General features: G+C 67.6%; 12 protein-coding genes. All 12 read right to left on the reverse strand.

Annotation, left to right across the window (positions count from 1 at the left end; all coding sequences use genetic code 11):
• Positions 1 to 218: 218 nt before the first annotated feature.
• The 12 genes from ACE3QP_RS17860 to ACE3QP_RS17915 all read right to left on the reverse strand — a co-directional run bounded on the left by ACE3QP_RS17860 (position 219) and on the right by ACE3QP_RS17915 (position 13,209).
• Entirely contained in the window at positions 219 to 1,121 is a 903-nt protein-coding gene (locus ACE3QP_RS17860) for a hypothetical protein (protein ID WP_374437850.1), read from the reverse strand.
• Positions 1,118 to 1,564: a hypothetical protein gene (locus ACE3QP_RS17865; RefSeq protein ID WP_374437852.1), complete on the reverse strand. Its 447-nt coding sequence runs from the start codon at positions 1,562 to 1,564 to the stop codon at positions 1,118 to 1,120. The genes ACE3QP_RS17860 and ACE3QP_RS17865 overlap by 4 nt, the downstream gene beginning before the upstream one ends.
• Positions 1,565 to 1,689: 125 nt before the next feature.
• Entirely contained in the window at positions 1,690 to 2,298 is a 609-nt protein-coding gene (locus ACE3QP_RS17870) for an ORF6N domain-containing protein (protein ID WP_374437854.1), read from the reverse strand.
• A complete protein-coding gene (locus ACE3QP_RS17875) occupies positions 2,295 to 2,576 on the reverse strand; it encodes an addiction module protein (RefSeq protein WP_374437855.1) in 282 nt (93 codons plus the stop codon). The genes ACE3QP_RS17870 and ACE3QP_RS17875 overlap by 4 nt, the downstream gene beginning before the upstream one ends.
• Before the next feature lie 104 nt (positions 2,577 to 2,680).
• Positions 2,681 to 3,001, reverse strand: coding sequence for a heavy metal-binding domain-containing protein (locus ACE3QP_RS17880; protein ID WP_374437856.1), 321 nt, complete (start codon positions 2,999 to 3,001; stop codon positions 2,681 to 2,683).
• 121 nt (positions 3,002 to 3,122) lie between these two features.
• Positions 3,123 to 8,228: a DNA repair ATPase gene (locus ACE3QP_RS17885; protein ID WP_374437858.1), complete on the reverse strand. Its 5,106-nt coding sequence runs from the start codon at positions 8,226 to 8,228 to the stop codon at positions 3,123 to 3,125.
• A 3-nt stretch (positions 8,229 to 8,231) separates the two neighbouring features.
• Entirely contained in the window at positions 8,232 to 10,367 is a 2,136-nt protein-coding gene (locus ACE3QP_RS17890; RefSeq protein ID WP_374437860.1) for a hypothetical protein, read from the reverse strand.
• 20 nt (positions 10,368 to 10,387) lie between these two features.
• Positions 10,388 to 11,005, reverse strand: a complete 618-nt coding sequence (locus tag ACE3QP_RS17895; protein ID WP_374437861.1) for a ubiquinone biosynthesis protein — start codon at positions 11,003 to 11,005, stop codon at positions 10,388 to 10,390.
• Positions 11,005 to 11,370 (reverse strand): hypothetical protein, encoded by a 366-nt coding sequence (locus ACE3QP_RS17900; RefSeq protein WP_374437863.1) that lies wholly within the window; start codon positions 11,368 to 11,370, stop codon positions 11,005 to 11,007. The genes ACE3QP_RS17895 and ACE3QP_RS17900 overlap by 1 nt, the downstream gene beginning before the upstream one ends.
• Entirely contained in the window at positions 11,370 to 12,047 is a 678-nt protein-coding gene (locus ACE3QP_RS17905; protein ID WP_374437865.1) for a PspA/IM30 family protein, read from the reverse strand. Before ACE3QP_RS17905 ends, ACE3QP_RS17900 begins: the two co-directional genes overlap by 1 nt.
• Before the next feature lie 2 nt (positions 12,048 to 12,049).
• The gene (locus ACE3QP_RS17910) at positions 12,050 to 12,481 is read right to left on the reverse strand and encodes a DUF2170 family protein (protein ID WP_374437867.1); all 432 of its coding nucleotides are present in this window, start codon (positions 12,479 to 12,481) and stop codon (positions 12,050 to 12,052) included.
• An 80-nt stretch (positions 12,482 to 12,561) separates the two neighbouring features.
• Positions 12,562 to 13,209, reverse strand: a complete 648-nt coding sequence (locus ACE3QP_RS17915; RefSeq protein WP_374437869.1) for a hypothetical protein — start codon at positions 13,207 to 13,209, stop codon at positions 12,562 to 12,564.
• Between the last annotated feature and the right edge of the window lie 48 nt (positions 13,210 to 13,257).

A 13,257-nucleotide genomic window follows, 5' to 3' on the forward strand; every position in this document is an offset into this window, starting at 1 on the left:
CGAATTTGCAAGAAATCAAAGTCCATTGGATTGATTTCTTGCAACCCGCGCCATCGGCATTGGCCCGCTCACGGCATCTGCGCTCCTATGAGAACGAGGCCGGAGATGGGTTTTTCAGGGTCGACTAATTAGCTTCGCACCCGCAGCGACTGCCCCACCTCTTCCTTCGCCAAATCACCGCCAGCCGCTCCACCTGCCGATGCATGTCCAGATACAAATCAGCCCTTAATCCGTGTCTTGAGGCTTCCTAGGCGATTGGCCGCCCATCCGCTCGCCTTCTGAAAGGCTGCGGCAGAAGTTCGACCGACACCACCGGCCAGCTCTTTCGTGGCTTGAACTGATTGGCTCATACGACCTTCAGGACCACGCTGCATCGCCTTAAGAGCAAGGTCCAGGGCTTGCCTTTCTGCCGGCTCCAAAGGCCCAGCGGACTCAAGCATCTGCTCAAGGAATACACCGAACTCTTGGGCAATCGTGCGATGGTTGCAGTCTGGGTTTGCCGACAAAAACGAGCCCAGTTCGGTGGCCAGTTCCTCCACCGACGCCGAGAGCGCTCGGGGTGCAATGGCCGCAATTCCCTTGGCCACGAAGACTGGATCCAGACCCCACTCTTCGACCAGGTGGTCACCGATGCACCGCCACTCTTCTGCATCGACCTGACCATCGACGGCAGCAAGCCGGAGTGCAAGGGGGGTCATCAAATCGAAGATCGCCAGGCCGAGCGTGTCGAGCGGCGTGTTGAGGAACCTGGGAATCTCGATGACCCGTGATCCCTTGGAGTTGCCCAACACCCTATACAGGCCATAGCAAGCCCCGCCCGACGCCAGCGCAGCAAAGGCCACCCAGCCGATGGGTGTGGCGGCGGCACCAATACCAAGGGCACCAAGCAGTCCGCTGGGGGCAAAGAACGCGGAAGCAACCAACCCGGACTTCGCCACTGCCGCGCCGGTCGCGGCAGAGCCCAAGACGTCCCAGGCTTCCCGAGCAAGGTTGACAGTCCGAAGGGACGTGTATGCGGCTTCGCCAATTGCCAGCTTCGCCTTGAAGCGGAGCGGCTCAGCGACAACTTGCTCGACACCGTCCAGCAGGCCACTCTGCAGGAGCGAATCCGTGCTGCTCATGCCGCCAATCCGCGGAACTGGCCAGCAAATGCACGAACGCGTTCCGCCAAGTCGCCCTGCTCAAGTTCGGCTTGCGCGCCAACAGCCACGCCAAGCGCGAGAAGCAGGGGCGTGATCGCCGCGCCCAATAGCGTTCCCAGAACGGGCACGAACCCGAGGAGCACGCCCAGGACGAGCGCAATCAATGTGGCAAAGCCCAAGTGGGGAAATTGCTGGAGCAACGATAGCGCGAAGTCCAGGATCTTGCGCCCAATGCGAAGCATGGTTTGCCCGACGCGAGTTGCCAGCCGGAGCATGTCAGAAAGCAGTGCCTTGGCATCGGCCGAAACCGGCAGTGCTTCAATCTTGCGAAGAATCTGCGCGTCTGACCGCTCGGTCTGATTCACGAAGGTTTGCAGCTCTTGAATGGCCGCAGCGTCGACAGTCTTTGCCAAGTCCTGCATTGGGGCTCCCTGTTTTGAATGGAATCGAAGCGTACTGCAACAAGTTGCGACAAAAGAGGGGCGCTGGGGTCAGGAGCTATGGGCCCTTAATCCGAAGGGTTCCGCCACATGGCCTGGCCGCCCGCTCATAGCCGCCCCTTGGCCTTGCCCCGATTCGGCTCGTCGGGCTGCACAAACCCGATCGGCCGCTTCGGCGGCGCTGGCGGCTCCACGGGCGTCATCAACTGCCGCAAGGTATCAAACACCTGCTTCAACTGAGCCCGGGTATTGCGCCCCAGCAGTTCGTGGTCCAGCTCCAGCGAGGCCGTCTTGTCCTCCAGCTCGCTCAGGCGCAGGGCCAGGTCGGCATGGGTGGCCGCCAAGGCACGTACACGCACGAAGGTACGCATGATCTCGATGTTCACCGCGATGGCGCGCGGGCTGTTCAGCACCGAGGACAACATGGCGACGCCTTGCTCCGTGAAGGCGAGCGGCGGGGTGCGCCGGCCGCCATGCTCCACAGCGGGAAGGGCGGCACTTGAGATCACAGTTTGTGATCTCAAGTCGGCAAACTCCTCCGCGCTGAGGGTGAACATGAAGTCCTCGGGAAAGCGCGCGACGTTTCTCTTGACGGCTTGCACCAGGGCCCGGGTTTCGACGCCGTAGAGCTGGGCGAGGTCAGCGTCGAGCAGGACCCGCTGACCGCGCAGGGTCAGGATGCGGCTCTGGATCAGGGGCTGCAGCGCTTGGCTCATCGCGAAGCCGGCTCAGCCGCAGCGAGCCCCAGTGCGACGCGTACCGTCTCCCAGGGCACAACTTGCAAGGGCTCTGCCTCATGAGCCGCAAGCCGGCGCCGCAGTTCCGCCCGCTGAGCCGAGCTGGGCAACGGGGCATGTCGACGCCGCTGCTGGGCCTTCTCGGCAATGGTTCGACCCGTGACTGAAACCGGCACTTTCAAGCTCCCCCTGTGTGCCTGCCCCTTCGATGAAGACATGGCGCCAAGCTTTGTAGCGCAGCGGCCGGCTTCTTCCATCGGATCAGACCCCAGCTTCTCCAGAGGTGCCGGCCTCAGGCTCTTAGTTTGTAGGAGTTCAGATCAGGGGCCTGACGCCGAAGCCACCGACCCCGAAGCCTCGGCTACTCCACCACAACCGCCGTGCCGCTGGCCGACACCATCAGCATGCCGTTGCCCTGGCCCAGCACTTCATAGTCCAGGTCAATGCCCACCACGGCGTTGGCGCCGGCCAAGCGGGCGCGTTCGCTGAGCTCGGCCAGCGCGATCTCCCGCGCGCGCTGCAGCTCCTTTTCGTAGGTGGCCGAGCGACCGCCCACCACGTCCCGAATGCCTGCGAACAGGTCTTTGAACAGGTTCGCGCCCAAGATGGCCTCGCCCGTGATGACGCCGCAGTAGCGGGTGATCTTTTTGCCTTCGACGGAGGGGGTGGTGGTCATCAGCATGACAGGTACCTTCTGTGAAAAGTGCGCTCGTGCCTTGTGTGCCCGGCGATCGCGCAGGGTTTGAATCAAAGGGAAAACAGGACGTGTGGGTGGGGGCGATCGGCTTTGTTTGGCGCAGGGCTCAAGACTCAGGTTGCGCCTTCTGCCCCTTCACCCACTCCGACTCCACCGCCTCATCCTTCGCCAGATCCCCCGCCAGCCGCTCCACCTGCTCATGCAGCGCCTGGTCCACTTCCAGCCGCTTCTCGGTGGCCGAGATCAAGGGCATCAGGATCTTGCGGTACGTGATCGATAGCTGCAGCAAGGCCTCGGCCATCTTCAGTCCCTCGGTGGCCGGCGGGTTCAGCTGCAGGTCCTTGACGGCACCGGCCACGTCGAGCAGCGACGCCGCGATGCGCGTGTGCCCATCGCTGCCCTCGCCGCCGAGCTTCTTGCCGCGCACAAAGCCGTCGCAGATCGCGCGCCAGCGCGCGCTCTCTTCGGGCGTGGGCGAGCCGAGCAGGTGTGCGAGCTTGAGCAGGTTTTCCTCGGCGCCGCTGGTCAGCGTCTGCGCCTCGCCGCGGTAGTGGTCGCGTAGCAGAGCGTCCAGCTCGTCGTCGCGCATCAGCGCGGTGATCTTGGCCGCCAGCTTGCCCATGTTGCGGTAGCTGCCCTGCAGCTTGAAGGGCGGCTCGGTGCGGTAGCTGTCCGCCTGCGCGGCGCTTTCGATATAGGCGAGGTTGACCTTGAGAAGCAGGTCGCGCGCCTTGAAGAGGCGCAGCAACAGCTCGCGCAGTTCATCCAGTTCGGCCGCGCTGTAGGGGTGGGCGAAGTCGGTGGCGGGCACGTCCTGGCCTTGGGCCAGGCGCACCAGGCGGTGCAGGTCGGCGGGGTCGCGGCTGGAGAGGGGCTGCAGCGCCGGGTTGGCGGTCAGCGCGTTCTCGATGTAGCTGAGCGCGAACAGCTGTTCGCGGCCGCTGAGCACATCGCCCAGGTTGTAGATGTCCGCCCGGTTGGCCAGCATGTCGGGGATCTTGAAGACCTCGCCGCTTTCGGTGTACGGGTTGCCGGCCATGACGATGGCGAAGCGTTTGCCGCGCAGATCGTATGAACGCGGCTGGCCTTGCCACACGCCCTCCATACGGCGCGTGCCGTCGGCCAGGGCGATGAACTTCTGCAGGAACTCGGGGTTGGTGTGCTGGATGTCGTCCAGGTACAGCATCACGTTGTTGCCCATCGCAAGACCCAGGTTGAGCTTCTCCAGCTCCTGGCGCGCGGCGCTGTGCGTGGCGGCGCTGGGGTCGACGGACGTGATGTCGTGGCCCAGGGCCGGGCAGTTGATGCGCACGAAGATCAGGCCGAGGCGTTCGGCCAGGTACTCCATCAGAGTGGTCTTGCCGTAGCCGGGCGGGGAGATGAGCAGCAGCAGGCCCATGCGGTCGGTGCGGGCGCCTTCGCCCGCGGTGCCGAGCTGCTTGGCGAGGTTGTCGCCCACCAGGGGCAGGTAGACCTCGTCGATCAGGCGGTTGCGCACGAAGCTGGAGAGCGGCTTGGCCTGGAACTGCTCCAGGCGCAGGCGCTGCTTTTCCTGCTGCACCAGTTCAAGCCGGCGCGCTTGCAGGGCTTGGAAGGCGGGCAGCACCACGGTTTGGTGCTGGGCAAAGCGGCGCCAGAAGTCGTTCAGGTTCAGGCGCAGCTGGCCCTGCTGAAAGCGCGGGTGTTCGCTCAGCAGGCCGCTGACTTCGTGCTCCAGCTCCACGCCCAGGCGTTCGCGCGGCAGCTTGAGGGCCAGGCTGCTGGCGGCGTCGTCCAGCCATTGCAGCTGGTTCGGGTGCTCGGCCTGGGCAAAGGCCTGCAGCCAGGCGCGGGCCAGCTGCCAGCGCTCGGCCGGCGGGGCGGCGTCCAGGTCGTGGCGCAAAGCGCCGGCCTGGCCGCTGCGCTCCAGCGTGCGCCAGAGCTGGTCGGCCAGATCGCCGGCGGCGTTGGCGAGCGGCCAGCCGGGGTGGTCGGCCGCGAGCTGGCGCGCGAGGTAGGCGGCGGCGCGGGGGCTGTCGGGCGCTTGCTCGGGGGCGAAGGTGGCGAGTTGCTGCGCCAACTTGGCTTCCAGTTCCGCCTGCGGGGCCGTGGCCTTGAAGAGGGCGCGCATCTGCGCCGCCGCGCGGGCGCGGCGCTGCAGCGTGGCCTGCGCGTCGGCGTCCAGCGCCCAGGCCCAGAAGCGCATGGCCAGGGCGCGGGCGGCGGGTTCGAAGGCGAGCAGGCCGGCGCTGTCCTGCATCACCAGCAGGGGGGCGAGCAGCTTGGCGGCGTCTTCGTCGTGCACGCCCTTTTGGTAGCCCTCCTGGTAGCGCGGCGCAGCAAAGCGGCGCACGGCTTCCAGCAGCGCGGGGTGGCCATCCGGCCCGGCCAGTGCATGGCCCAGCAGCTCGGGTTGGCTGATCCCTTCCTCACCCGCCAGCGCCGCCTGCAGCAGGCTGCCGGCCAGGTATTCGGCACGGCTCAACTCAGGCGTTTCGCTCACCAGGGCCTGCTGCCAGTAGGGCGCCAGCTCGGCCAGGCGGGCGTCCTGCACGGGGGCGTAGTAATCGGTGCCGGTGAGGTGGAAGCACAGGACTTCACCACGCGGAACGAGCGTCAGTTCCAGCGCCTGGTGGTTGACGCTGAAGGCGTGACGGCCGAGCTTGAGCGCGTTGCCGCCGTCGCTGGCAAGGTCCTTCTGGTCGCGCACCACGCGCAGGGCGTTGTCGCGGGCGGTCTTGAGGCGGGTGTCCAGCTCGTCCGCGGCCACGGCGGCGCCGAGCTCGCGCAGGTCCTTGATCAGGCTGCGCAGCTTGCCCACCAGGGGGTCGGCGGCGAACAGGCTGTGCACCGCCGCTAGATCGGCCAGATTGCCCAGGCGGCGCGGCAGGCCGTCGAGGATGCGTCCTGCCGCGTCGGTGATGGCCTGGGCGCGGCGCTGGCGCGCGTCCACCAGGGTTTGGCGGCGCGCGGCAAAGGCCTCGACCACGGCCTCGCGCTTGTTGGTGATGTCGAGCAGGAACTCGTCGTGCTCGGCAAAGCGGCCTTCCAGCTCTTCCAGCTGGGCCAGCAGGCGGGTCAGGGCTTCGTCGCAGGCCTCGGGGGTGTCGGCAAAGGCGACGGCGTTGTCCAGCGCCTGGCCGAAGAGCTTGAACTGGGCGCCGAACTCGGCCTGGGCCTCGGCCGCGCCCATGCTCTTGCGGCGCTGGCGCGCTTCGGCGCGCAGCTTGTTGATGTCGGCGTAGAGCGCCGAGATGCGGTCGAGGATCTGCGTGCGCGTGACCGCGTCGCCACCGGGCAGGCTGCCCAGCTGCTCGGTCAGCAGGTCCAGGCCGGCGGCCTGCTCGTCCAGCGTGGCCAGCAGGGTGGCGATCTGCGTGGTCGTGTGGGCCTGTGGTAGATCGGCGGCCAGCTTGGTCAAGGCGGCGCGCTGGCTGTCAAAGGCCTTGTCGCCGGCCAGGAAGGCGAGGGCCTTTTCGCCGACGCGCTGCTGCTCGGTGGCGAGGGCCTCATCGAAGGCGGCGATGCGGGGCAGATCGGCGTAGCGCAGCTCCTTCAAGAGCTGCAGCTGGCCGCGGCGTTCGCGCAGGCGGGTCAGCGCATTGATGAAGTCGTCCGGCTGCTTCCACAGCGTGCTGGCGATGTCCGTCAGCAGCTCGCGCTGCAGGCCTTCGGCCTGCGCAAAGGCCTTGGCCGTGTCCTGGCGGATCGCCTCGACCTTCTCGAACTCGGTGAGGGTGGCGCGGGCGCCGTCCTGGATGTTCCTCAGCGCCTGCAGCAGGCCGCCGGCTTCCGCTTCATCCAGCCAGAAATAGGCGTCGACCACACGGCCGCATTGGCGCAGCAGGTCTTCGTAGGCGGTGCGGGTGGGCGGCTGATCGGCCAGCGCGCGGGCGATGCCGCTGAGCTCGGCAATGCCGCGCACCAGCTCGGCGTTGCCGATGCGGCCGAAGAAGCCCTCGGCCTTCGGTTGCGCCAGCGCATGCTCTTCGCTGAAGAAGGGCGTCTGCCACAGCTGCATGGGGTGCACGCGCGTGGGCTCGGTGCCTTCGGCCAGGAAGACCAGCACGCGGCCATCGGGGTAGCGCGCGTAACCGTTGGCCAGCAGGGGGGTGGCCAGGGTCTTGTTGATGAGGTTGTAGGTGAAGAGCGCGTAGTGGCCGCTGGCGGGTTCGTAGAAGACGAACAGCACGTCCTCGCCATTGGGCGAGCGCAGCATGCGCTTGAAGCGCAGTCCGTCCAGCACCTCGGCGGGCAGGTCGAAGCGCTTGGTTTCGCCGCTCTGCAGGTAGCAGCCGCCGGGGAAGAGGATGCCGTGGTCCTCGGGCAGCTGCACGCAGGAAGAGCCGATGGCGTCGATGCGCTCGACCGCGCGGGTGCGGGTGTTGAAGACCAGGTAGCGCGTCACCGTCTCGCGGTAGGGCCTGATTTTCAAGAGGATCAACGCGCCGAGCCGCGCGTAGGCGATCTCGGCATCCGCCAGGCTCTGGTTCCTGTCCTCCACCGGCTCGCTGTAGATGCCCAGGCCGCTCTCGGTGTTGTTCTCCACCTTGACGGTCAGGTCGCCGCCGGTGGTTTCGACGAACACGGTGTCGAGGATGTTGACGTGCGGGTGGCGGCCGGCCACCTGGTGCTCGCGCGCGGTCAGCGTCCACTCGAAGTCGTGCGTGGGCGGCAGGGCGATGTCGCGCTCGCCGCGGTTGTCGATGTACTTCAGCGAACCATCGCGCTCGATCTGCCAGCGGAACACGCGCAGGTCGTGCAGCTGCTGGCCGATCTGGAAGGCGGCGAGCAGCTTGTCCGCGGTGACGCGCAGCTGGATCAGCGTGGCGTTCTTGTAGTACGCGTAGAGCTCGCGGAAGTCCTGCGTGAAGCGGGCTTCGTCCAGGAAGCTGCCGGCCAGCGGCAGGGCTTCGAGCTCATCGCCGACACCGAGGCGGTAGAGCGCGAACACGTCCGACACGGCCGTTTCCTTGCGCAGGCCGATGAAGACGTTGAAGCCGAACAGCAGCTGCTCGCCAATGCGCACGATGTCGCGCGCATGGCAGTTGTTCTCGGTGCGGGCGCGGGTGCGCAGCAGCAGGGCCAGGTCGCTGCGGCCGAAGGCCTGCAGGCGCGCTTCGTTGAGCGCGCGGGTCTGCGCGGCCAGCGCCTCGCCCTGGGTGGCGAGGCGTTTTTTGAGCAGCTCGAAGCTGGCGCTGTCGGCGGCGTCCACGGGGGGAGATGCCGACATCGCTTATTGCTTCAGACCATTGATCAGAGTCGCCAGCGCGGCCTTTTGTGCATCGCTGCCGTCCTTCGCCACCTTGGCCAGCAGGTTGGCCACGGTGAGGTTCTGTAGTTCGCCGGCGGAGCCGCCCAGCGCGCCCACCAGGCCCTTCAGATCGCCCACCAGATCGCGCTCGCCGGTCAGGTGGTCCTTCAGGCCCACCTGCAGGGTGCGGCTGTTCTGGATCACGCCGTCGATGCCCTTGCCGATCGACAAGGCGCGGACGAAGCGGTCGAAGTAGTCGCCCTCGCCGCCGACGATGTCGATGTTCGCCTTCGAGAGCGCGCCGCCCAGCACCTCGGCCTGCTCGCGGGCGATGGAGGTCTGGGCATCGATGCCCTTCATGGTTTCGGTGTGCTGCTTCTCCAGCGCCATGCGGAACTCTTCGTGCTGGCGGGTGTCCGGGCTCATGGCCTTCATGGCGTCGAACTTCTCGCGCAGGCCCTTGGCCTCGGCCTGGAAGCGCAGCTCGATGTTGCGGGCCTCGGCCTCGCCGACCTTGATCAGCGCGTCCGATTCGGCGGCGCGCACATGCACGTCGGCCAGGCCGAGCTTTTCCTTGCCCTCGGCCTCGGCCAGCAGCTTGGCCTGCACCACCTGGGCTTCGGCCTGGCCGGCCTTGAGCGTGGCATCGGCCTCGGCCGTGCGCACCTGCACCTCGGCCATGCCGATCTTCTGCTTGCCGGCGGCCTCGGCTTCCATCTGCGCCAGCTTGGCCTCGGCACCCACCTTGGCCACCTTGGCCTGGGCAAAGCCGGGCGCGGCGGTGATGGCCTCCAGGCCCTCGGCTTCGCGCTTCTTGGCCTCGGCCTCGCGCTCGGCCACCTTGAGCTTGGCATCGGCCAGGGTGAGTTCCTCGGCGGCCTTGTGGCGGGCGCGGCGCTCCTGCGCCTCGGCGGCCTTCACTTCCAGCAACAGCTTCTCTTCGGCCTGGCCCTCGGCCATGACCACGGTGGCCTTTTTGTTGCGCTCGGCCTCGGCCACGGTGCGCAGTTCCTTGATGGCCTCTTCCTGCTCGGCCACGGTGCGCTCCACCACGATGCGCTCGCGCACCACGTCAGCAATGGCCTTCTTCTGCACCTCCACCGCGCGGTCCTTGTCGATGCGCTGCAGGGTCACTTCCTTCTCGCGGTCCACCACCTCCAGCTCGCGGGCGCGGGTGACCTTTTCCTCTTCGATGGCGACGGCGCGCTTGCGGTTGTTCTCGGCCACTTCCTTCTCGCGCAGCACGTTCTCCTGCTGCACGGCGAGCTGCTGCTCGGCCTGCAGGCGGGCCAGCTCGGCCTTGGTGCGCTCCTCGGCCTGGATCTTCTGGGTCTCGGCTTCCTCGCGCGCCTTCACGCTGGCGATCTCGCGGCTCTGCTTGGCCTGCGCATCGGCGGCCTGGCGCTCCAGCTCCAGCATGGTTTCCTGGGTCTCGACGTCCTTCTTCTTGATCTGCATCTCGCCGTTGCGGCGCAGCTCGTTGGTACGCACGTGCTCGACGGCGGTCAGCTCGGTGATCTTCTTGATGCCCTGGGCGTCGAGGATGTTGTTGCTGTCGAGCTTCTGGATCGGCGTCTGCTCCAGGTAGTCGATGGCGGCGTCTTCGAGCACGTAGCCGCTCAGGTCGTCACCGATCTGGCGCAGGATCTCGTCGCGGAAGCGGTCGCGGGCCTGATAGAGGTCCACAAAGTCGAGCGCCTTGCCGGCCGTCTTCAGGGCCTCGGAGAACTTGGCGGAGAACAGCTCCTCCAGGGTTTCCTGGCTGCTGGCGCGGGTGCAGCCGATGGCCTGCGCGACCTTGAGCACATCGTCGGCCGTCTTGTTGACGCGCACGAAGAACTTGACCTTGATGTCGGCGCGGATGTTGTCCTTGCAGATCAGGCCCTCGTTGCCGCTGCGGTCGATCTCGATGGTCTTGAGCGAGATGTCCATCAGCTCGGCGCGGTGAATGATGGGGTAGACCATGCGCCCGGTGAAGGTCACCTCGGGCTCGGCGCGCAGGGTGTTGACGATCAGCGCATAGCCCTGGTCGATCTTCAGATAGAACTTGGCGAACAGCGCCACCATGCCGAGCAGCAGGACGGCGAGGATGACGACAGCAATGATCAGAGGCTCCATGTGGCTTCTCCAGGTTGTTCTTAGACGGGTTCGATGCGGTAACGCGCACGCTGCGCGTCGTATTCGGCAATGCGGGCGGTGGAGCCACGCTTGAATTCATTTGGGCTAGGCGCCCACACGCGCACGTTCAGGCTGGCGCCGGACTGTTTGATCTCGGCTTGGCCGAGCTTCTCGTCCACGCTGCCGGTGAGCACCGTGCAGGCCTGGCCGACCAGGTCGGCATTCAGCTGGGCCTGGTGGGTCTTGAAGAGCGGGCGCAGCGGGCGGATCAAACGCGAGGTGAGCAGCACGCCCCAGGCCAGCGAGAGCAGCAGCACGCCGGTGCCGGCGCCGATCTGCATCAGCAGCCCCGGCTCGGTGGGCAGCACCCACATGGCGGCCAGGCAGCAGAAGGTCCAGGCCAACAGCACCACCAGGCTGGCGGCGATGGAGAAGGGCACACCACCCAGGCCCAGGCCCACCAGCAGCGCGGCGGCGCCGCTGAGTTCGCCGGCGTCCACATCGGCCTGCCATTCCAGGCCATCGGTTTCAAAGTCCGCCAGGCCCACCAGGGCCAGCAGCCAGTACACCAGCACCACGGCCAGCAGGGCGCTCAGCAAGCCCGTCGGGTAGCTCAGCGCGGCGTCGATGAATTCCATCAGCTCTTCCCCTTCTGGCGCAGCGCGGCCTTGCGCGGCAGCGCCGGGTGTTGTTCGGCAAAGGTGATCAGCTCGGCCGTCACCTGCTCCTTGATGGCGAGGCGGTCCTCCGGGTCCAGACCATAGCGCGCGGCCAACAGCGCGTAGTCCTCGCTTCCGAGGGTGACGGTCAGGCGCGGACGCTTGGGGCGCTCGGCCGTGGGCAGCTGCAGCAGGCGGCGGATCTGGTCCGAGGGCGAAACCTCGGCCAAAAAGGCCGCGGTGCGCACCGCGTCCATCACGCTGAGCTCGACGTCAAAGGCGACCTGCACGGCTTTCAAGGCCTCGTCCGTGCTTTTCCAGCGGGCGGGTTTGCGGATGGCCATCAGCGCAGATCCTGGCTGCGCGCGCGCAGGCGCTCGAGCAAGCGGCGGCGCGGCTCGCTGGCGGGGTCGGGCATCAGCCCGGCCTCCACCAGCTGGCGCTCCAGCGCGTCTTCGCCGGCCATCTGGTCCGCCATTTGGGCGGCCGCTGCGCTGCGGTCGGCCTCGGCCTGGCGGCGCTCGCGCAGGCGGCGCAGCGCCGCGCCATCGGCGAGCTGATCGGCCACCGTGCGGGTGGTGCGCGCCACCGCGGCGCGCGTCTCGGCCATCTGCAGCTCGCGCTCGAACTCGCGCAGGCGCGCCTCGGCGGCCTGGATCTGCGCGCGCAGCTGCTGCGCCTGGGTGCCCAGCAGCTCCAGCTGCTGCAGGCGGGCCTGGGCGTCGGCCTGCTGCGCCAGGATGCGGTCGGCCAGCGCCTCGGCCAGGTCCTCGCGCCCCTGGGCCAGGGCCTTGGTGGCCAAGTCTTCCAGGCGCGCAGTTTCCTGCGCCCCCTGCTCCTGCTCGCGGCCCAGGCGCAGCTGCTGCGTCAACAGCGTCTCCAGGTGCTGGCGCGCGTCGCGCAGATCGGCCCGGGCGGACTGCAGGCGCTGGGCGTCCAGCTCGGGGCCGAGCAGGGTCTCACCCAGTTCCTGCACGCTGGTGCGCAGGCTGGTCAGCATGTGGCGGATGGCGTTGGGCATGGTCACTCCTCGATCAGGAACTCGGCCAGCGCCTCCAGCGCGTCGAGTGCGTTGTCGCTCAGCACGGCCAGCTCCTTGGCCACGTCCTGCACCGCGGCCTCGCGGCGCAGCGCGCCGATCAGCACATAGCGCTCGCCGACGCGGCCGAAGTCCGACAGCGGCACGGAAGGATTCAGGTCCAGCAGGGTCTCCAGCAGCTCGGTGCGGCGCTCGGGCCGCACCTGGGCTTCGTCCCAGAGGTAGCAGATGCAGAGGATCTGGTGCTCGGAGCCGGTCAGGAAGATCGGCAGCTCCTCGCGCCCTTCAATGCTGACCTGCAGCACCGTCACCGCACCGGGAATCGGCTGCAGCTGCACGCTCAAGGACCCGAGCTGCTCGCTCAGCAGCCCGTCCAGGCCCTTCAGCACATCCATCAAGGGGGTTGCCAGGCTCACCGTGTTCTCCAGACATAACATGTCGGCACACGATAGCGGCCTGACATTTCATGTCAAGCCGTTCTTTGTGAGGATCTGTATCAGCGGCAGCTGGCGTAGGGCGCGCGCTCGCCCGGCAGGCGGTCACAGACCTTCAGCGGCGCCAGCTGCTGGAAGCGCGCGGCCCATTGCTCCATGACCAGCGCCGGTGCCTGCTCCAGCGCGGCCGCGCGCTCGGTCCACTGCAGCGTGAAGTACAGCTCGGCGCGCTTGATGCTGACCACCAGCACCTGCTCGGCGCGGCGCTGCGCGCCCTCGCCCAGCGCGCCGCAGCCCAGCACGGCGGCATGCAGGGGGTGGCCCTCGGGCAGGGCGGCATCGGCCAGGGTGCGGGTGGCAAAGCTGCGCGGGCAGGCCTGCTGGTAGGCGGCCGCCAGGCCGCGCACCAGCGCGCCGGGCGAGGCCTCCAGGCCGTCGGGGCTGCCGCGGTGCACCAGCACGGTCAGCATCTGCGTCCAGTTGCCGCGGTCCTCACCCTCGGGCAGGGCCTCGCGCAGGTAGAGCCCGCCCTGCTGCTGCTCGCCCAGCAGCACGAAGCCGGCGGGCTGCTGGAACACGAGCAGTTGGCCGTGCAGGGGGATGACGATGCGGGTGCCGGGCTCTGCGGCAGCAGCCTGCGCCCGCAAGGGCGCGCCGTAGCAGGCACAGGCAGCCAGGGCCAGCAGTCGGAACAAGGTCGCCAAGGGCATGGGGCAGGGCACGCGGAGTGAGTGAGCCGCAGTGTGACCCGTTGGCGC

Origin of the sequence: Inhella sp., assembly GCF_041912635.1 — a bacterium.
In the GTDB taxonomy this organism is placed as follows: Bacteria; Pseudomonadota; Gammaproteobacteria; order Burkholderiales; family Burkholderiaceae_C; genus Inhella.